This is a genomic window from Stenotrophomonas sp. YJH_SMC_91 (assembly GCF_059368495.1).
On sequence record NZ_JCAFRT010000004.1, the window covers coordinates 1 to 19,536 of the forward strand.

Sequence of the window (19,536 nt, forward strand, 5' to 3'; positions counted from 1 at the left end):
ACGTGTTCGACTACATCGAGATGTTCTACAACCCGATCCGCCGGCATGGTTCCGCTGGCGGCGTGTCACCGGTAGAGTTTGAAAGGCGCTACGCGCAGAGCGGCAACTGAGTGTCTACAGAACTCTGGCCGGTCCATTCTTTTGTTCTCGTCATATCCAAAATCACCATTGCGATTGAACTGTATGGTGTAGGTCTCATCGGATAGGAGAATCTGCTTCAGTTCAGAGCTGATGGTTTCTGACTTCATCCAATGGTTGAGCACGGCAGCACCATCGCGCAGCGTCGCTCCGCCTTCAAATGCGTACTTGACGATTCGCCCATCTGGATCCGTGAACCTGTAAGGATTCCCGTTCGCATACCTATACCGATTGAACTGCCCCACCGGCTGCTCATACGCCGTGACCGGATCAACCGACAGGAACACACCCAACTGCGGATCCATGTAGCGCTGCTGCATGTAGATCAGGCCCGTTGCCGAGTCGCTCACGTGCCCGGTATACCCCGGCCCGTCCGTGACCTGACCACCGACCACGGCCCCGTAGGGCTCGTAGTCATAGCGCTTGATCACATTGCCGTTGGCATCGCTCTCAGCCACGACCGAGCCCAGGGCGTCAGTGTGGATGTACGTCACAGTGGTCTGGGCGATTGCGGATGGCGACAGACCAAGGCCGATCAGCAGCACACAACACAGCCAAGCGCCTGATGCCCCCAGCTTGCGAATTCGATCTCCACATCTCCTGAAGCGGGTAAACACGCCGCCTGCAGTTCCCCCGAACCTGCGCATCCTTCCAATCTCTAAAAGAGCCTTGAAGCAAGGCTGGGTATTCATAGCACAGGAATGACCGGCTGCAGTTGCCAGGTCAGGAACTGTGCAAGGAGCCATGCGCCTGGGAAGGCGGAGGGGCGGGTAGATCGCGAGGCTCAGAAATCGCGACCTGCCAGCCATGGGCTGGCACTACTGGAGCTGCCGGCCAGCGGCCGGCATACCAGAGCACAAAAAAGCCCCGGCCAAGGCCGGGGCTTTTCTACAACTGGTGCCGGAAACAGGAGTCGAACCTGCGACCTACGCATTACGAATGCGCCGCTCTACCAACTGAGCTATTCCGGCGGAGCCCGCGATTTTACGGGCTGGGCGCCCCGGCGGTCAATCCACCCGGCTCAGTCCGCCTCTACCCGGTTGGCACACACCCGCCCAGCCGCGAAATCCTGCAGGTTCCCCAGCGTGATCGCCGAGATCTCCTGCAGCGCCTCCACGGTGAAGAAGCCCTGGTGGCCGGTCACCAGCACGTTGGGGAAGGTCATCAGGCGCTGGAAGGCCTCGTCGTCGATGATCTCGCCGGACAGGTCCTGGAAGAACAGCGCGCTTTCCTGCTCGTAGACGTCGATGGCCAGGTGGCCGAGCCGCCGCGACTTCAGCCCGCGGATCACTGCATGGGTATCCACCAATCCGCCGCGCGAGGTGTTGACCAGCATCGCGCCCGGTTTCATCCGCGCCAGCGAGGCGTCATTGATCAGGTGCTGGGTATCGGGCGTCAGCGGGCAGTGCAGCGAGACGATGTCAGCGCGCGCCAGCAGTTCATCCAGCGCCACCATCTCGCCGATACCTGCGAAGGCCGCCGACGGATACGGGTCGTGCCCCAGCACCGTGCAGCCCATGCCCTTGAAGATGCGCGCGGTGGCCAGGCCGATCTTGCCGGTACCGACGATGCCGACCGTGCGGCCATGCAGGGTGCGCCCGAGCAGGCCGTCGAGCATGAAGTTGCCTTCGCGCACGCGGTTGTAGGCACGATGGGTCTGGCGGTTGAGGGTCATCACCAGCGCCAATGCGTGCTCGGCCACGGCTTCGGGCGAGTACGCCGGCACCCGCGCGACGAACAGGTCCAGCGCTTTCGCAGCGGCCAGGTCCACATTGTTGAAGCCCGCACAGCGCAGCAGCACGGCCCGCACACCCAACGCGTGCAGCGCGCGCAGCACCTGCGCATCCAGCCGATCGTTGACGAACACGCAGACCGCGGCGCAGTCCTGTGCCAGCGCTGCGGTATGCACATCCAGCGCGGCATCGAAGTAGATGAACGTGTAACCCTGCCCCGCCGCCTCACGCAGGTTGGCTTCGTCCAGGAAGCGACGGTCGTAGGGTCGGGCGCTGAAAACGGCGATCTGCATGGAAGAACCTGGATGGAATGCCATGCCGACCATACCGCAGCCACGCGTCCGTGGGGATGGCACCGGCGATGCGAACATCGCCGGTGCCCTGTGCCACTCAGAACTTGTAACCCAGCCCCAGCATCACGCCGTTCTGGATCTGCCCGTCACGACGCTCGCCCACGTAGTCGGCCATGATCGACAGGCGTTCGCTGGCGCGGCTGGTCACGCCCAGGTTCCAGGCCAGCACCTGCTCGCCCACGGCCTGGCTGCTTGCCCCGAACACCAGATCCGGTGCTGCGGCGAAGCCGGTGCTGTAGCGCGCCTGCGAGTCACCCAGTTCCTTCTGCCAGACCACGCGGGCACGCGGGGTAATGCGCTCGCCGTTGTTGCCTTCGAAGGTCCTGAACAGCTGCAGGCCGGCGCCCACGCGGATGCTCTCCAGGCTGCCGCTGCGACCGACCAGTGCACCCGCGCCCTGCCCTTCATTGAAGCGCGTGGCCGAGGTACGCGCGTAGTCCACCACCGGCAACAGCGGCTGGATCACCAGGCCCTTGCCCGTGGTGAATGAGAACGCGTGCTCCACCCGCGCGGAGATCGCATCGTTGCTGTACTTGGCACGCAGCGGCTGCTGCAGGCCATCGATACCGCTGACGCTGCGGCGGGTGTCGTGACGCAGGTCTGTGTAGCGCACCGCCGCCGAGAGATAGCCGCGCGAATAGGTCGCGTCCAGGTAGCCGCCCACGTCCAGCGCGCGCACGTCACCGCTGAAGTCGGAGCCGTCGCGGCCCTTGGTCGACATATCCGCCGCGGCCACGCTGACGCCCAGAGTGACGCGGTCATCGGCAACGCGGGTATCGGCGCCGACGACGATGCCGCCGATGTTATGGCTCAAGCCTGCCACGCCACCGTCGGCATCGATGCGGCCGTGGCTGGCGAAACCGCGCGCCCACAGGCCATGGTTGCGACCAGAGCCACTGCCTTCACCGCCACCCGCCGCCGGCTCGACCAGATGCATGGCCAGTTGGTTGAACAGGCTGCCGTGGCGCGTGCCCGGCTGCGCCGACACCGATTGCGCGGCCTGCGAGGCCAAGCCGTCGGCATCACCGCCACTGCGCATCGCGGCCTGGTGCTGCTGCACCACGTTGCCGATGCTGCCCACCAATGCGTTGTCGGCCAGGCGCAGGGTCGCGTGCGCGTCACCGCGCAGGGCACCGGCCTGCTGTGCGATAACGTCACGGTCGGCGAACTGCAGGGCGCCAAGCAGCGACTTCAGGCCACCATCCCTGCGATCGGAAGCGGTCGCCAGCGCGCGGCCCAAGCCATCGCCGGAAGTGCCGTTGGTGAACAGGCCCAACTGGTCGAAACCCGGGTTGGCGGTCAGCCACAGGCCGTCAGCGGCCTGCTTCACGTTGAAGCTCAGCAGCGAGTTGTGACGCGGGCGGAACACTTCGCCGCCAGTGATGCTGGCGCTGTAGCCGGTGTCACCCAGGCGCACGACCTCTTCGAAGCCGCCCAGGTAGATCGGGCCCTGCACCAGATCACGGCGGAAGTCCTGGCCGTAGTAACCCTGCGCCACGTTCAGTTCGAGGAAGGCCCCTTTGGAGATCACCAGCGCGCCGTCGGTCTGCTTGCTGTCGAAGAAACTGCCTACGCGCAGGCGGCCACTGCCCGCCCCGCCGTTCTCGGTCACATCGAACAGCACCTTCCCGCCCGGCATGATGTTGACGTAGCCATGGGTGACCAGATCACCGCCGCGCGGCATCAGGGTCCCGTACACGCGCAGGCGGTTGAAGCCGTCCTCGCGCCAGGACGGGCGGGTACCGCTGGCCAGCGCACTGAGATCCATAGCGGTGCCGGCCACGTCACCATTGCCGACCAGCATGCCTGCGGCCATTACCCGCACCTCCGAAGCGCGCAGGGCGCCGCCTTCCAGCGCGATGGTGCCGTTGTCGACCAGCATGAAGTCGGCACCGGTGGTCGCGGAGGTCCGCCATGTCGCGCCGTTGGTCACGCGGATCACGCCCATGGAGTTGTCCAGCGTGGACACATCCAGGTCACCCAGGCGCAGCTTCGACAGCAGCAGGGCCTTGTATGTAGGATCGTTCTGGTAATCCTGTACCGAGTTCGCACCGATGCCCTGCGGACCATTGCTGGAGGCGTTGTAGATGCTCTGCGCCAGGTTGATGTAGCTGGACTGCCAGTTGGTGTTCCAGCGCGCGAAGTCATCATCGACGAAGGTCTGCAGTTGGCGACCGGTGCGCAGGTAGCCCGGGTTGATGTCGCCGCTCACGTTGGCGGTGACATTCAACGTATCGCCCGGATCGCGGTAGCCCTTGGCGGTGATGACCCTGTTGCTGTAGATGTCCTGCCCCGGGAACGACTCCAGCTTGCTGCCGCTGCCATCAGGATCGAAAGTGACCGAGGCACCCGTGGTGCGCGCCGGATCGCGGAACACCAACAGGCCGTTGGGCTGCACGACTTCATACATGGCCTTGTGCAGCAGCCCGGCATCGATGCCACCGCCGTAGTTGCCGGTATAGATCTGGGTCATCCGCGGCGACGGCGTGTAGATCACTTTGCCGCTGTTGCTGGCCGCGTGGATCTGTACAGAATCGACGATCGGCAGATCACCGGCCAGATAGCGTTCGACGCCACCGGACTGCATGATCGAGCAGGACGAAATGCAGTGGCCGGACACGATGGTGTTCAGGCCGGACGTGCGGATCACGCCCTGCAGCCACTCGCCGGCGATCAGCGCGCCACCATTGGAGGTGCGCAGCACCACTTCGCGGATCGGCCGGCCCTCGGCCTGTGCCTTGGCCAGCAACGCGGGCAACGACACCACATCGGCGTAGGTCACCCCGCCGCTCAGGAAGATGCGATCCCCCTGCACGTGATAACTCATTGCCATGACGTCATCAGCCGCCGCGATGGCGCCAACGGCGATCAGCCCGGCCAGGGCCAGGCTCAACTTCGAATGCTTCATACGTTCTCTCTCTCCACCCGCAACACGCGGGTAAGGAGTCAAACGGCAAAGCGCCGGAATCTCCCCCAGCCCGGTCGGCCGGAAAAAATGAATGCATTCACAATGAGAGAGGGGCACCACACACTCTTCCCCATCCGGTCATCGTCGCGTAAAACTCGAAGGCGCACCCGCCAACGTCAGCCGAGGCCAGCCCTGTCCGTTCCGTCCCCCCTGATCCACCACGCGCCGGAGCCACCCGCACCTGCGGACGCCTTCATCGCGTTCGTACGCGAGGAACGCGCGCCACTGTGCGCGTTCCTGCGCACACGGGGCGTCGGGCCGGAGGATGCAGAGGACATCGCGCAGGACTGCATGGAGCGGCTGATCCGCTATCGCGCGCACGGCACCGACGAACTGCGCCTGCTGCTGTATCGTATCGCGCGCAATCGCCTGGCCGATCGCGGCCGATCGCCGCAGTCGCGACCGCACCTGTCACTGGCCGAGCATGATGGTCACGACGAGCCCACCAGCCCGTCGCCGGACCCCTTGCGCCAGGCAGAGTCCGGGCAGATGTTGTCCCTGCTGCGGCAGGCCCTTTTCAAATTGCCCGAGCGTGCGCGCGAGGTGTACCTGCTCAACCGGATCACCGGCATGAGCTATACGCAGATCGCGCGGCACTGTGGAATTACAGCCAAGACCGTGGAAAAACACATCGCCCGCGCCCTGCAGGGCCTGCGCCAGGAGTTGGGACCGGATCCGCTGCACAACGACGGGGATACCGAATGAGCAGCCACCGGCACACGGAAGACGCCTCGCTGTTCGCACGCGCCAGCGCCTGGGTGGCGCGGTTGGAGGCCCCGGACTGCACCCCTGCCGAACGCGAGTCGTTCGAAGACTGGCTGGCTGAAGACCCTGCCCATGTCAAAGCCTGGGCGCAGGCCGAAGATCTTTTCCAGCAGAGCCAGGGCCTGGCTGCGGACCCATGGCTGCGGACGGCTGCGGCGCGTGCGGCACGGCCTGCCCGACGCCGCTGGCTGCCTGCTGCGGCCGCGGCCGCTGGTATCTGCCTGGCCATCGGCGTGGGCTGGATGGTAGCGGTGGATGGCAACCCAGCCCCGCAGCGCTTTGCCAATGACACGCATCAGGCGCAGCGGCTGACCCTGCCCGATGGCAGCGTAGCCATGCTCGATGCCGGCACAACGCTGCACGCACGCTTTGGCTGGCGCCACCGCGAGCTGGACCTCGAACGCGGCCGCCTGCAGCTGCAGGTCGCGCCATCGAACAAAGCACTGCAGCTGCGCGCCGGCACCAGCACCATCCGCGATATCGGCACCACCTTCCAGGTCGAGCGCCTGCACGATGGCCTGGTCGAGGTCGCGCTGCTGGAGGGTGCGGTGGAAGTCAGCAACGGCGCCGCCCAGCACACCCTGGCCCCTGGCCAGCAACTGCAGGTACTCCCCTCCGGGCGCATCCAGCCCGGTCCAGCGCTGTCCTCCACGGCAGCCGCCGAGGGCTGGCTGCATGGGCAGCTGGTCTTCGATGCCACCCCGCTGTCGATCGTGGTCGAACGCATGAACCGCTATGGCCATGCACCGCTGGTGATCGCCGACCCGGAGATCACCGATCTGGCAGTCAGCGGCACGTTCCGCGCAGGCGACGCACAGGAGTTGCTGTCCGCGCTGGAACTTGGCTGGTCCATTGCTGGCCAGACGCGCCCGGATGGCGCGCTGGAACTGCGCCGCACGTACTGAGGAGGCCTGCGGTGATGGCAGGACCAGGCGCGCTGCAGTGGGGGCTGCTCCGCCCCCTGCTGTGCCTGGCGCTGCTGGTCGCCGCGCCGCCTGCCGCCCTCGCAGGCGATCCGGCTGCCACCCACGACTACCGCATCAACGCTGGCCCGTTGCCCTCGGCATTGCAGCAATGGGCACGGCAAAGCGGCATCGCTCTGGTGTTCGATGCCCGGGAACTGGCGGGGCTCCATGCCAACGGCACCCATGGCCAGGCCGATCCAGCATCGGCCCTGAAACAGCTGGTCGCCGGCATGCCGGTGACCATCCTTCGAACACCGTCCGGTGGCTTCGTGGTCCGCCGCATCCGCGTCGCGCCCGCCGTCGCGCCGCCGGTTCCGGCAACGGTGGCGCCGCGCCCGCGCATGCCCCCGCAGTCGCCCCCCCAAGTGGACCTGGCGCCGATCCATGTCACCGGCAGCCGGTTGCCGCGCACCTCCGTGCAGACCACCCTGCCGGTGACCACGATCGATCGCGCAGATATCCTGCGCAGTGGCTACGGCAGCCTGTTCGACCTGCTGCGACACCTGCCCGGCATGAACGGGCTGCCAGCGATGAGCAGCGCACGCAGTGGCGATTCGCAGTACCTGCCTGTCGGTGCAGCCGCCACCACCAGCCTGGATGGCATGGGACCGCGCGCCACCCTGTTCCTGGTCAATGGCCGGCGCCTGCCCCGTTATCCGATGGTGTCCCTGGAACAGGGCGGGCTCACCGACCTGGGCGGCATTCCACTCAGCTTTGTCGAACGCATCGAACTGGTGCGCGGCGGTGCTTCGGCCATCTACGGTGCCGATGCCATGTCCGGCGTGGTCAACATCATCCTCCGCGACCAGGCCGACGGCCCGGAGGCAACGCTGCAGACCGGTCTGAGCAGTCGTGGCGACGCCGGCCAGTACCGCGTGCAGGCCGCCACCGGAGGCCTGCGCGGGAGCGGCGACCGCTGGTTCGCAGGCATCGACCTGCATCGCGTCGATCACCTGGCGGGGGACCAGCGTGACTGGCACGCAGAGACGTCGCAGTACCTGATCGGCGCCTTCCGCGATGGCGACTACTGGCCCGCTACGCGCTGCGACGGACCATTGAAACGACGCAATGGCGCCTGCTGGTTCGACAGTTCGCGCCCTCGTTCGCTTCAACCGGCCTCCGATACCGCCTCGGCCTATCTGCGCTACCGGCATGAGCGTGGCCAGGGACGCTACGTCTATGCCGAAGCCCGCGCCAGCCACAACCGGCAGCGTTTCGATCTGGGCCCGACCGCCGTCGCCCTCGGCCTGTACGGCTACACCTTCAACAGTGTCCTGCGCGAAGCCGGCAATGTGCGTCCCCAGGTCCGTGCCACCGACGCCGATCTCACCCTGGGCATCGGCCGGGACCAGGGCAGCCACAGCTGGGACGCCGGCATCAGCGCGCAGCGCAGCGACGTCACCCTGGCCACGCCGGGCACCGTGCGCGCCGAACCATTCATCGAGGCGGCGCAGTCGCTCAGGTTCCTGCCAGGCTTCGATGCATTGCCCGCCGATGAAGCCACTTCGCTGTTCCCATCGATCCGCAACCGTGGACTTACCGAGCAGTGGCAGGGCTGGTGGGGCATACAGCGCGCATTGATGCCGATGCGGGGCGGCAATGCGCAGCTGGCTACCGGCATCGATCTGCGCCACGAACGCTGGACGTCGCACCCGGACACCCTGCTGAGCCAGGGCGATCTGGCACTGGGACTGCCGCAGCAGCAGCGGCGCCTGTCGCGGCAGAGTGGCGGTGCGTATGCGGAACTGGGCCTGCCACTAACGTCGGAACTGCGCATGGACCTGGCCGCGCGCTGGGACTACGACGGCGACTACACGGCATTCTCGCCCCGTGCCGGCCTGCGCTGGACGCCAACACCGCACTGGTCGTTCCTGCTGGCCAGCGGCCGCGGCTATCGCGCGCCCAGCCTGTTCGAACAGCGCCGCCCGCCAGGACAGTTCGGCACCCTTACCCTGCCCGTCTCAAGCGCACTGCCACCTTGTGCACAGAGCGAGCCGGACGGCCGCTGCGTGGTCACTGCGGATGTGGAGGAGAACAACGCGCTCAAGGCCGAGAGCTCACGCAGCCATTCGCTGGCGGCGACCTGGTCACCCAGCGATGCGTTCTCGCTTTCGCTGACCCACAACATCGTCGAGCTGCGCAACGAGATCCTCGCGCTGCAGCCGGCCGATGCCGTGTGGAACCGTGACACCTGGCAATTGGATGAGGATGGCAACCTGAGCAGCCTCCGCCTGTCGTTCGACAATATCGGCCGCACCACTTCCCGCAACTGGGTGCTGCGTGGCGAATACCGGATCGACACCGGCAGCACCGGCCAGTGGTTGTTCTCGCTGGACGCGCTGAAGCAGCAGGAGCTGCGCCGCCGTCGGGACCACGAGCCGGCGATCGACCTGCGCGGGCATGTCACGCCCGAGATGGCGGCGGTCCTCAACGTGCAATGGCAGAACAGCAACTGGGACATCGCCCTGCGCGGCAACCAGGTGGGCCGCACCCGCGCATGGCTGCCCGGCGCCGAGTGCCCGCAGCGGCAGATCGAACAGAACCACTGCATGAATCCGCGCCAGCTGCGCTGGAACCTGCACCTGGCGCGCCGCCTGGGCACACGCGTCATCGCGGCGCTGGACGTGCACAACGTGCTTGATGCGCAACCGGTGAACTACCTGGTCGGCAATGGTGGGCAGATGCCGGGGCTGGACGATCCACTGGGTCGCTACTACCTGCTTACCCTGCAGTTCCGCTGAGCGTAGTACGCTACGCGGCCTGTTCCACCGGTCTGCCACCTTCCCCATGAAAGCCTATCTCTGGTTCTGGGGCGCGTTCCTGCTGTTCTTCGCGTTGCCCTTCCCCTGCATCCTCTATTTCGGAACCTCCTGGCCGGTGGCGCTGGCTGATCGCAGCGCGCCATGGCTGTCCCTGCTGCTGCTTGTGCTGTCGCTGGCTGCATGGCTCTCTCTGCTGTTCGCGTTCCTGCATTTCCTGCTGCTCGGCCCACCGCGCGCCCTGCATCGCGTCCGCTCGATCCTCGCCGATGGCGAACCGCGCGATGCGCTGATCGAACACGCTGAACAGACCGGCGTACAGGTGCGTGGCTTCGCGCAATGGAAACTGCAGCTGTCCTTCAAGAACCTGTCCGGCACGCCGATCCGCGAACAGCTGCTGGTGGTCGACAGCAAGCCGCAACTGCAGCGCTTCGGCGTCGGCAGGCACGTCGATGCACGCCTGAGCCGGGTGCCGGGCGCGTTCCCGAACGTGGTACTGGACGGTGCCCAGCCCGAACTGGATGTCGCCAGCCTGTGGCGGCGAAGCATCGGCGCAGCGCTCGGCATCGTCTTGGTAGCCGCTGCCTATGTGGCGGCCTACCGGCTGCAGAGCGAGGGCTTTGGCTGGACCTTCCTGTCCTTCGGCCACCCGCTGCTGGTGTGCCCGCTGGTGCTGTGTGGGTACATGTTGGGGCTGCGCCTGCTTGGCCGCCTGCTGCAGGCTGATGCGCGCGGCGACGCGTTGAAGTACCGCGGCATCGGCGTTGAGGCCAGGGTGCTGAAGGTGCGTCAGACCGGCACCTACCTCAACGAACAGCCGCAGGTGGAGTTCCAGCTGGAGTACACCGATCGCGACGGCCGCGTACAGCAGGTGAGCGTGCGCCGCTTCATCCCGCTGATCGATCTAGCCAACATCCCGCGCGAAAACGTGACCCTGCTGTACGACCCGGATGACCGTGGCAACGTGCGCCTGGAGGGCGTATGAAACAGCCGCCCTCCACCCACACCGTGTTCCTGGTACTGCTGCTGGTTCTGGCGGGCGTGGCCGTTGCCGGCGGCGCCCTGCAGACCATCAGCGAAACGCTGGGGCATTCGGTACAGCCGGACCGGTTGCAACCCTCCGTCTCGTCTCAGTCGCCGCGCAAGCAACCCGCATCGCTTGTGCCGTCCCCGGCCGCCTTCCCCGCGGCGAGTACCGCTGCGGCGCCCGAACGCAACAATCGCCTGTTCGATGCGGACTACCTGCAGGCTGCGCGCCAGGCACTGGAGCAGCTGCCGGCACTGGCCGGCCAGAGGCTGACGGTCTTCCATAGCATCCACTTCTACGACGATGGCCGCATCAACCTGGATCTGGTCGACCCGCAACAGCCGGGCCACGTCGACAGCTACCACTTCGAACGTGGCCAGTGGCGCAAGGGCAATCCGGTGAACCCGCAGCAGTTCGCGCCGACCATCAGCCTGCAGCGCAGCAGCACACCCCTGGCCAGCATCGATTTCGAGGCCGTGCCGCGCGTGGCGCAGGCACTGCAGGAACAACGCAACGCGCTGCAGAACCCCGCATCCGAAGTCGGCCACGTCTACGTGATCGTGCGCAAAGGCGGCAAGCTGGTGTGGCTGCCGGATGACGTCGCCGGTGACCGCGAATCCGTGCGCCTGCAGTTCGATGCGCAGGGCACCCTGCGCGGCGTGAACCGCCGATAGGCCACACAAAAAGGGGACGGAGGGGATTAAGTCGCATGTGCCTTGGTGCGGATTGCGACTTAATCCCCTCCGTCCCCTTTTTCTATTTCACCGAGCGGGCTATGGCGTACTGCGCGCCGTAGTACGTGGACAGCACCAGCACGCTGGCCAGCGGCAGGCCGCCGGCGAAGCGGTCCCAGGCCAGCAGTGAATCGCTGGCGACGAACAGCAGCGCACCGGCGGCAGCCCAGCGCGCGCTGCTGGCTTCCACGGCAGCGGGCTGTGGCCGGCGCCACTGGCGCGCCAGTGCCAGCACCGCCATCGAGGCCAGCACCACCACATACGCCAGCACCGGCACACGCATCGGTGCAGGCAGGTGCGGCCACAGGCCAAGTACGTTGAGCACGGCAAACGTCGCCAGCAGGACGCTGGCCGCCAACAGCCCACGCCCCGCACGCAGGCCGTCGTGGAAGGCCACGATGTAGCAGAGGTGGGCCAGCAGGAACGCGACCAGGCCCGGCACGAACGCATCCATCGGCAGCATCAAAGCGATGTCACCCACGCACGACAGCAGCATGCCGGCCAGCACCGCGCGTCGATAGAACGGCTGCGCGGGATCATGCACGCGCCAGACGATGGCAGCGATCAGCAGCGTGGTGGTCGGCTTGGCCAGCCAGTGCAGCCAGCGCCCGTCACCGTGCAGGAACGCACCGATGATGGCCAGGATCGCCATCAGCAGGATCACGCCATCGCGGGCGCGCGGCTTCATCGCGCCTTCCACAATTCTGCGAGGCGGTCAGGCTTGCCGGCGATACGCTCCAGCACCGGGTACTGCAGGCCACCGTGGTAGGCGATGCTCATCGTTTCGATGCGGTCGAACTGCTTCACCAGCAGCACGATCGGCGCCTTGTCCTTCGCTGCCGCAGCCACCGCGTCCTTCAAGCGCTGGCTGCTGTACTCACGGCCGCCAACCGCGATCACCTTCATGCCCGGTGCAAGACCGGCGTTGAACGCCGGGCTGTCCCAGATCACATCGCCGACCGTACCGCTGTCGAGTACGGTCGCGCCCAGCGAATAGGCGAGCAGTGCCGCCTTGGCGCGTTTTTCCTGTGCCTTGTAGGCGTCGTTCGGCGTATCGCGGTAGACCAGCTTCCAGCCCGCCAGCTCCAGGCCGCCGGTCAACGAACCGTGGCCGTCCAGGCGCCCGCGCAGGAACGTCGCCCAGTCGTACGGCGCGATGCCGTTCAAGGTCGCGACCACATCATCGAAGGTGTACGGGTTGACGTCCCAGTCGCCATTGCCGACGCCGAAGAACGCACGCGCGAAGTCGTCCAGGCTGCGGCGGTTGCCGCTCAGTTCGCGCAGCTTGCCCTCCACTTCCAGCCACAGCATCTGGCCGCCGGAGTAGTAGTCCTCGCTCATCTGGTAGTTGCGGTAGGGCAGCGTGCGGCGCTGGGCAATGGTCGGATCGTTGGTAGTGTCCTGCAGCGGCCGCCAGGCCAGGCCCGGTCGGCCACGGTCGTAGGTCGCGGCCACATTGGCCAGCATGTCGCGCGCCTGCGCGGTCGACCACAGCCCCGAACGCGCCGCCAGCACCTGGCCCCAGAACTGGGTCTGGCCCTCGTACACCCACAGCAGGCTGTCGCCCATCGGCACGTTGAAGTTGGCGGTGGTCAGGTCGGCGCCGCGACGGTACTTGCCGTTCCAGGAATGGGTGTACTCGTGCGGCAACAGATCGCGCATCCACGCGTTGCTGTCCCACTCGGTGAAGTAGCCCGGGTCAGCGCTGTTCTCGCTGGAACGGTGATGCTCCAGGCCGATGCCACCGAGGCGGTCGGTCAATGCCAGCAGGAACTCATAGTGGTTGTAGTGGCGCGCACCGTAAAGCTTGTCGGCCTGCTGGACCAGCGCGCGATGCATGGTGATCTGTGCCTCGCTCGGCTTCAGCGACTTGGCGTCGTCGGCAAACACATTGAGGTGCACCGGCACCTTCGCGCCCGGGTCGAGATCGATGCGCTGGTAGTGCTCGCCGGCGAACAAGGGCGAATCGACCAGATGGTCATACGAGATCGGCTTGAACACCACGGTGTCACCGTCGCGCCGCGCGGTTTCCAGCGCGGTTGCGAACGACCAGCCCTTGGGCAGGGTCACGCTGGCCTGCACCTGCAGGTCGCGCGCATCGACGCCGGCCGGATACAGCGAATTGGCGTTCCACTGCAGGTTGAGCATTTCCGGGGTCATCACCACCCGGCCCTGGCTGCCGCCCTGCGAGGACAGGAAGTCGAAGTGGGCGACGATCTCGCTCACGCCCTCGGGCACGTTCACCTTGAACGCATAGACGTTGAACTGGTCACGCTGCCAGGCCAGCGGCCTGCCGTTGGCGGTCACGCGCAGCCCGGCCAACTTGTCGATCGGGCCGGTGGGCGAATGGTTGCCGGGAATCCACTGCGGGTACAGCAGGGTCATCGGGCCGGGCTTGGCCGGCATCGTAGCGGTCACCTTGAAGATGCGCCGGGCCAGATCGCGCGCGTCGACATCGATGCGCAGCAGGCCGGGGGCCACCGCGTTCGCCGGTGGCGAGGTCTGCGCCAGTGCAGGCGTGGCCGCCAGCGCGAACAGCAACGACATCGCCAAGGCTCGGGTCTTCATCGGGCAGGTTCCAACAGCGGAGAATCTTCCGATGCTAGGCCTGTAACGTGCCCTGCCCCATGGCCAAAGGTCATGGGCGGGCCGCCCATCCTTGCGTGCGAAAAAGCGTGCGAACCAAGGTTCGCACCCACCTTGTGCTGGTTTGCACCCACCGTGTGCCAGTTCGCACCCACCAGAGCAGTTCCAGTAGATCCACGCCATGCGTGGATGAGGCGCTTCCCGGTCAGTCGACCAGGCGCAGGCGCAGTTCCTTCGGCAGCGCGAACACCATCGATTCCGGTTCGCCGTCCAGCTCGCCCACGCCGGTGGCGCCCAGTTCGGCCAGGCGCGCCAGCACGCCATCGACCAGCACCTGCGGTGCAGAGGCGCCGGCGGTCACGCCGATGTGCTGCTTGCCTGCCACCCATGCCGGGTCGATCTCGTGCGCGCCGTCGATCAGGTACGACTCCACGCCCTCACGGCGGGCCAGCTCGCTCAAGCGGTTGGAGTTGGAGCTGTTCGGCGAACCGACCACCAGCACCAGGTCGCAGCGCTTGGCCAGATCGCGCACGGCATCCTGGCGGTTCTGCGTGGCGTAGCAGATGTCGTCGTTCTTCGGGCCCTGCATCGCCGGGAAACGCTCGCGCAGCGCATCGATGATCCCGCGCGTGTCATCCACCGACAGCGTGGTCTGGGTGGTGTAGGCGAAGTTTTCCGGCTGGTTGATCTGCAGCGTGGCAACCTGCTCCACGTCTTCCACCAGGTAGATCTGGCCGGTGCCGGCTTCGCGGTTCCACTGGCCCATGGTGCCTTCCACTTCCGGGTGACCGGCGTGGCCGATCAGCACCACGTCACGGCCGGCACGGCAGTGGCGGGCGACTTCGAAGTGGACCTTGGTCACCAGCGGGCAGGTGGCGTCGAACACCTTCAGGCCACGGCGCTCGGCTTCCTGGCGCACGGCCTGGGACACGCCATGGGCGCTGAAGATCACCGTGTTGTTGTCCGGCACTTCGTCGAGTTCCTCGACGAAGATCGCCCCGCGCTGCTTCAGGTCGTCGACCACGAAGCGGTTGTGCACCACTTCATGGCGAACATAGATGGGCGCGCCCAGCGTTTCGATCGCGCGCTTGACGATCTCGATCGCACGATCGACACCGGCACAGAAACCACGCGGGTTGGCGAGCAGCACATCCATCAGTTCAATCTCCCGGCAGCGGCCGGCTTACGGTTTCGGATTGGCATTATCCGCCTTTTTGGCGGACTTGCCGTCGAACAGGCCAAACAGGGCGATGCCGATGGCACCCACCACGATGGCCGAGTCGGCGATGTTGAACGAGGGCCAGGTGTAGCTGCCCACGTACCACTGGATGAAGTCGACCACGTGGCCGTGCACCTGGCGGTCGATCACGTTGCCGATGGCGCCGCCGATGATGAGCGCATACGGCACCGCGGCCTTCCAGTTGCCGCGCGCGGTGCCGCGCAGCCACCACGCCATCAGGCCGCTGATGGCGATCGCCAGTGCGGTGAAGAAGTACTTCTGCCAGCCACCGGCGTCGCTCAGGAAACTGAATGCCGCGCCGGTGTTGTAGGTGCGGTACCAGTTCCAGAAGCCGTCGATGACCACCACCGGCTGGAACTCCGGCAGGCTCGACAGCACCCAGGCCTTGGACCACTGGTCCAGGCCGATGATGGCGGCCGACAGCAGCAGCCAGACCAGGGCGTTCGGATGCGGACGGGGCGCGGCCATCAGAACCAGCTCCGCACTTCGCCGGCGCCGGTCACGTTGCTCACGCAACGGCCGCACAGTTCCGGATGATCGGCGTTGCTGCCGACGTCGGCGCGGTGGTGCCAGCAGCGCACGCACTTGGCCTTGGTGGTCGGCTGGGCGCTGACGAACACCTCGTCGGTGGTCGCCGGGCGCACCTGCACGTCGCCACTGATGAACAGGAAGCGCAGTTCATCGGCCAGCGGCTGCCACTTCGCGGCCTGCTCCTCGTTGGCGGCAATGGTGATCTCCGCTTCCAGCGCGGCACCGATGGCGCCGTTGGCACGCATCGGCTCGAGCACCTTGGCCACCTGCTCGCGCACAGCCAGCAACTGGTCGAAGTCGGTGGCGTTGAGCTGGGCATCGGCCGGCAGCGGCGCCAGGCCGTCGTACCAGGTGGTGAACAGCACGTGGCCGGCGTGTTCGCCCGGCAGGTAGCCCCACAGCTCGTCGGCGGTGAAGGTCAGGATCGGCGCCACCCAGCGGGTGAACGCTTCGGCGATGTGGTACATCGCGCTCTGTGCCGAACGGCGACCGTGCGAATCGGTCGGCATCGTGTACAGGCGATCCTTGGTCACGTCCAGGTACAGCGAGCCCAGGTCCACGCTGCAGAAGTTCAGCAGCAGCTGCACGATCTCGGCCATGTTGTAGCCGTCGTAGGCCGCCTTGATCTTCTCCTGCAGCTCCCACGCGCGATGCACGATCCAGCGGTCCAGCGCGACCATCTGGTCGAGCGGACGCAGGTGCTGTGCCGGATCGAAACCGTCCAGGTTGCCGAGCAGGAAGCGTGCGGTGTTGCGCAGGCGGCGGTAGGCATCGGCGTTGCGCTTGAGGATCTCCTGCGACAGCGACATCTCGTTGCTGTAGTCGGCCGAGGCGATCCACAGGCGCAGGATGTCCGCGCCCAGCTTGTTCATGATGTCCTGCGGCTCGATGCCGTTGCCCAGCGACTTGGACATCTTGCGGCCGTGCTCATCCACGGTGAAGCCGTGGGTCAGGCACTGCTTGTACGGGGCGCGCTTGTCGATCGCCACGCCGGTCAGCAGCGAGGACTGGAACCAGCCGCGGTGCTGGTCGGAACCTTCCAGGTACAGGTCGGCCGGCTTGCCGAAGCCACGCGCCGCAAGCACGCCTTCATGGGTCACGCCCGAGTCGAACCAGACGTCGAGGATGTCGGTGACCTTCTCGTAGTCGGCGGCTTCAGCGCCCAGCAGTTCGGCGGCATCCAGCGAGTACCACACGTCGATGCCCTCGGCTTCGACGCGGTCGGCGACCTGCTGCATCAGCTCCACCGAACGCGGATGGATCTCGCCGGTCTGCCGGTGGGTGAACAGTGCGATCGGCACGCCCCAGGTGCGCTGGCGCGAGATGGTCCAGTCCGGGCGACCGTCGACCATGCTCTGGATGCGCGCCTTGCCCCAGGTCGGGAACCAGCCGACGGTGTCGATGGCGGCCAGCGCATCGTTGCGCAGGTTGGCCTTGTCCATCGAAATGAACCACTGCGGGGTGGCGCGGAACACCACCGGCGTCTTGTGGCGCCAGCAGTGCGGGTAGCTGTGGCGGATCGGATGGAACGCCAGCAGCGAACCGTTGTCGCGCAGCACGCCGACGATGCCTTCCTGTGCCTTCCACAGGTGCTGGCCAGCCAGCACCACGTCACCGGCCGGCGGGGTCGATTCCAGGTACACGCCACGGCCGTCGATCGGGGTCACCTGGCCGGCGTTGTACTTGTCCAGCAGGCCGTACTTCTGGCTGACCACGAAGTCTTCCTGGCCGTGGCCGGGGGCGGTGTGCACCGCACCGGTACCGTCCTCGTCGGAGACGTGGTCGCCGTTGAGCACCAGGATCTCGCGCTCCGGGTAGAACGGGTGCGCCAGCAGCTGGTTCTCCAGCGCCGCACCGGTGGTTTCACCGTGCAGCACCAGGTTTTCGACGCCATAGCGCTGCAGCGCGCGCTCGGCCAGCGCCGCAGCCAGCACCAGCCAACGGCGCTTGCCGTTGTGCGCCGGGCCTTCGGCCAGCACGTAGGTGATCTCCGAGCCCAGCGACACCGCCAGCGAGGCCGGCAGCGTCCACGGGGTGGTGGTCCAGATCGGTACGGCCACTTCCACGTCGGCCGGCACGCTCACGCCGAACGCCTGGCCGATGGCCTGCGCATCGCGTGCGGCGTAGGCCACGTCGATCGCCGGCGATTCCTTTTCCTGGTACTCGATCTCGGCCTCGGCCAGCGCCGAGCCACAGTCGAAGCACCAGTACACCGGCTTGGCGCCACGCACCAGGTGGCCGTTGGCCACAACCTTGGACAGCGCACGGATCTCGTTGGCTTCGAAGTCGAAGCTCAGGGTCTTGTACGGGTTGTCCCAGTCACCGGTCACGCCCAGCCGCTTGAAGTCCACGCGCTGGATATTGATCTGCTCTTCGGCGAACTCGCGGCACTTCTGGCGGAATTCGACGGCGTCGAGCTTGGTGCCGACCTTGCCCCACTTCTTTTCCACCGCGATCTCGATCGGCAGGCCATGGCAGTCCCAGCCCGGCACGTAGGGCGCATCGAAGCCGGCCAGGTAGCGCGACTTGACGATGATGTCCTTCAGGATCTTGTTGACCGCGTGGCCCAGGTGGATGCGGCCGTTGGCGTACGGCGGGCCATCGTGCAGCACGAACAGCGGGCGGCCGGCGGCGTTGTCGCGCAGCTGCTGGTAGAGCCCCTGCGCTTCCCACCGCGCCAGAATGCCCGGCTCGCGCTTGGGCAGATCGCCGCGCATCGGGAATTCGGTGGCTGGCAGGTTCAGGGTGGTCTTGTAGTCCTGGCTCACGCAGTGGCTCGCAATCTATGTTCGGAAAGGATGGCGCGCGCCTGTTCGGCGTCGCGGTGCATCTGGTCGGTCAGCGCCGCCAGATCATTGAATTTCTCTTCGTCGCGCAGCTTGGCGACGAACTCCACATCGATGTGGCGCCCGTACAGGTCGCCCTGGAAATCGAACAGGTGGGCTTCCAGCAGCGGCTCCACGCCCTCCACCGTCGGGCGGGTGCCGAAGCTGGACACCGACGGCCACGGCTGGTCGAACACGCCATGCACCCAGGTCGCGTAGATGCCCGACAGTGCCGGGGTCTTCGGGAACCGCAGGTTGGCGGTGGGGAAGCCCAGCGTACGGCCGAGCTGGCGCCCGCGCACCACCCGGCCGCTGATCGCGTACGGACGACCCAGCAGATCGTTGGCACGGGCGAAGTCGCCCTGCTGCAGCAGCTGGCGGATGCGGGTGCTGGAAATGCGTTCGCCATGCAGGTCGACCGCTTCAATTTCGCCCGCAGTGAAACCCAGTTCGGCACCCATTTTCTGCAGCAGAGCCAGGTCGCCGCGGCGGCGGTTGCCGAAGCAGAACTCGGGGCCGATCCAGACCTCACGCGCACTCAGGCGGTTGACCAGCAACTGGCGCACGAAGGTCTCGGCCGGCATCGCCGCCATCGCCGCGTCGAATCGCAGCAGGCCGACCGCATCGACACCGAGCTCGCGCAGGATCTCGACCTTGCTGCGCGCCAGGGTCAGCCGCGGCGGCGGTGTGCCCTGGGCGAAGAACTCACGCGGCAGCGGCTCGAACGCCACGGCCACGGCGGCCACGCCCAAGGCGCGCGCGCGGGCAACCGCATGGCGGACCAGCGCACGATGGCCCAGGTGGAGGCCGTCGAATGCACCGATACAGACCACGCTTCCGTTGGGGAACAGCTCCCCGCCCTCGACGCTTCTGAACAGCCTGCTCATCAACTCTCGTTCCGGCCCGACCGGG

The 19,536-nt window shown here is 66.6% G+C and carries 15 protein-coding genes and 1 tRNA gene; 6 read left to right on the forward strand and 10 right to left on the reverse strand.

Annotated features, from left to right (window positions below; genetic code table 11):
- The coding region (locus tag AC5P5X_RS07095) for an IS3 family transposase (RefSeq protein ID WP_495215958.1) at positions 1-110 on the forward strand (110 nt) is incomplete at its 5' end.
- Here the strand turns inward: AC5P5X_RS07095 and AC5P5X_RS07100 are convergent.
- The 4 genes from AC5P5X_RS07100 to AC5P5X_RS07115 form a co-directional block, all read right to left on the reverse strand.
- Positions 66-755 carry an RHS repeat domain-containing protein gene (locus AC5P5X_RS07100; RefSeq protein WP_495215939.1) on the reverse strand — a complete coding sequence of 230 codons (690 nt, stop codon included), beginning with the start codon at positions 753-755 and terminating at the stop codon, positions 66-68. The genes AC5P5X_RS07095 and AC5P5X_RS07100 overlap by 45 nt on opposite strands.
- Before the next feature lie 278 nt (positions 756-1,033).
- A tRNA-Thr gene (locus AC5P5X_RS07105) sits at positions 1,034-1,109 on the reverse strand.
- Positions 1,110-1,159: 50 nt separating this feature from the next.
- Positions 1,160-2,164: a 2-hydroxyacid dehydrogenase gene (locus AC5P5X_RS07110; RefSeq protein ID WP_043034114.1), complete on the reverse strand. Its 1,005-nt coding sequence runs from the start codon at positions 2,162-2,164 to the stop codon at positions 1,160-1,162.
- A 97-nt stretch (positions 2,165-2,261) separates the two neighbouring features.
- On the reverse strand, positions 2,262-5,132 hold the full coding sequence (locus AC5P5X_RS07115) for an autotransporter outer membrane beta-barrel domain-containing protein (protein WP_329762611.1): 2,871 nt from the start codon (positions 5,130-5,132) through the stop codon (positions 2,262-2,264).
- Positions 5,133-5,387: 255 nt separating this feature from the next.
- Here AC5P5X_RS07115 and AC5P5X_RS07120 point away from each other — a divergent pair, with 255 nt between their 5' ends.
- From AC5P5X_RS07120 to AC5P5X_RS07140, 5 genes are read left to right on the forward strand one after another with little or no spacing between them, the layout of a single operon-like run.
- Positions 5,388-5,897 (forward strand): RNA polymerase sigma factor, encoded by a 510-nt coding sequence (locus AC5P5X_RS07120; RefSeq protein WP_080052359.1) that lies wholly within the window; start codon positions 5,388-5,390, stop codon positions 5,895-5,897.
- Complete coding sequence (locus AC5P5X_RS07125) at positions 5,894-6,862, forward strand: FecR family protein (protein ID WP_062606741.1); 969 nt, start codon at positions 5,894-5,896, stop codon at positions 6,860-6,862. Before AC5P5X_RS07120 ends, AC5P5X_RS07125 begins: the two co-directional genes overlap by 4 nt.
- A 14-nt stretch (positions 6,863-6,876) precedes the next feature.
- Entirely contained in the window at positions 6,877-9,663 is a 2,787-nt protein-coding gene (locus tag AC5P5X_RS07130) for a TonB-dependent receptor (RefSeq protein ID WP_062606740.1), read from the forward strand.
- Between the two features lie 46 nt (positions 9,664-9,709).
- On the forward strand, positions 9,710-10,666 hold the full coding sequence (locus AC5P5X_RS07135; RefSeq protein ID WP_062606738.1) for a hypothetical protein: 957 nt from the start codon (positions 9,710-9,712) through the stop codon (positions 10,664-10,666).
- Positions 10,663-11,382: a hypothetical protein gene (locus tag AC5P5X_RS07140; RefSeq protein WP_111189242.1), complete on the forward strand. Its 720-nt coding sequence runs from the start codon at positions 10,663-10,665 to the stop codon at positions 11,380-11,382. Before AC5P5X_RS07135 ends, AC5P5X_RS07140 begins: the two co-directional genes overlap by 4 nt.
- Before the next feature lie 82 nt (positions 11,383-11,464).
- On the opposite strand, the gene AC5P5X_RS07145 is transcribed toward AC5P5X_RS07140, so the two are convergent.
- From AC5P5X_RS07145 to AC5P5X_RS07170, 6 genes are all read right to left on the reverse strand, one after another.
- Positions 11,465-12,130: a lysoplasmalogenase gene (locus AC5P5X_RS07145; RefSeq protein WP_049417546.1), complete on the reverse strand. Its 666-nt coding sequence runs from the start codon at positions 12,128-12,130 to the stop codon at positions 11,465-11,467.
- Complete coding sequence (locus tag AC5P5X_RS07150) at positions 12,127-14,010, reverse strand: M61 family metallopeptidase (RefSeq protein WP_111189241.1); 1,884 nt, start codon at positions 14,008-14,010, stop codon at positions 12,127-12,129. Before AC5P5X_RS07150 ends, AC5P5X_RS07145 begins: the two co-directional genes overlap by 4 nt.
- Before the next feature lie 223 nt (positions 14,011-14,233).
- Positions 14,234-15,184, reverse strand: a complete 951-nt coding sequence (ispH, locus tag AC5P5X_RS07155; RefSeq protein WP_005408565.1) for a 4-hydroxy-3-methylbut-2-enyl diphosphate reductase — start codon at positions 15,182-15,184, stop codon at positions 14,234-14,236.
- A 27-nt stretch (positions 15,185-15,211) separates the two neighbouring features.
- Entirely contained in the window at positions 15,212-15,736 is a 525-nt protein-coding gene (gene lspA / locus AC5P5X_RS07160; RefSeq protein WP_005408564.1) for a signal peptidase II, read from the reverse strand.
- Positions 15,736-18,567 carry an isoleucine--tRNA ligase gene (gene ileS / locus AC5P5X_RS07165; protein WP_111189240.1) on the reverse strand — a complete coding sequence of 944 codons (2,832 nt, stop codon included), beginning with the start codon at positions 18,565-18,567 and terminating at the stop codon, positions 15,736-15,738. Before ileS ends, lspA begins: the two co-directional genes overlap by 1 nt.
- Positions 18,564-19,511, reverse strand: coding sequence for a bifunctional riboflavin kinase/FAD synthetase (locus AC5P5X_RS07170; protein WP_111189239.1), 948 nt, complete (start codon positions 19,509-19,511; stop codon positions 18,564-18,566). Before AC5P5X_RS07170 ends, ileS begins: the two co-directional genes overlap by 4 nt.
- Positions 19,512-19,536 lie beyond the last annotated feature (25 nt).

Coding starts and splice junctions, on each gene's coding strand:
- AC5P5X_RS07130 (WP_062606740.1), top strand. CDS start 6,877: ATGGCAGGACCAGGCGCGCTGCAGTGGGGGCTGCTCCGCCCCCTGCTG.
- ispH (WP_005408565.1), bottom strand. CDS start 15,184: ATGGATGTGCTGCTCGCCAACCCGCGTGGTTTCTGTGCCGGTGTCGAT.
- AC5P5X_RS07140 (WP_111189242.1), top strand. CDS start 10,663: ATGAAACAGCCGCCCTCCACCCACACCGTGTTCCTGGTACTGCTGCTG.
- AC5P5X_RS07170 (WP_111189239.1), bottom strand. CDS start 19,511: ATGAGCAGGCTGTTCAGAAGCGTCGAGGGCGGGGAGCTGTTCCCCAAC.
- AC5P5X_RS07115 (WP_329762611.1), bottom strand. CDS start 5,132: ATGAAGCATTCGAAGTTGAGCCTGGCCCTGGCCGGGCTGATCGCCGTT.
- lspA (WP_005408564.1), bottom strand. CDS start 15,736: ATGGCCGCGCCCCGTCCGCATCCGAACGCCCTGGTCTGGCTGCTGCTG.
- AC5P5X_RS07145 (WP_049417546.1), bottom strand. CDS start 12,130: ATGAAGCCGCGCGCCCGCGATGGCGTGATCCTGCTGATGGCGATCCTG.
- AC5P5X_RS07135 (WP_062606738.1), top strand. CDS start 9,710: ATGAAAGCCTATCTCTGGTTCTGGGGCGCGTTCCTGCTGTTCTTCGCG.
- AC5P5X_RS07125 (WP_062606741.1), top strand. CDS start 5,894: ATGAGCAGCCACCGGCACACGGAAGACGCCTCGCTGTTCGCACGCGCC.
- AC5P5X_RS07150 (WP_111189241.1), bottom strand. CDS start 14,010: ATGAAGACCCGAGCCTTGGCGATGTCGTTGCTGTTCGCGCTGGCGGCC.
- AC5P5X_RS07110 (WP_043034114.1), bottom strand. CDS start 2,164: ATGCAGATCGCCGTTTTCAGCGCCCGACCCTACGACCGTCGCTTCCTG.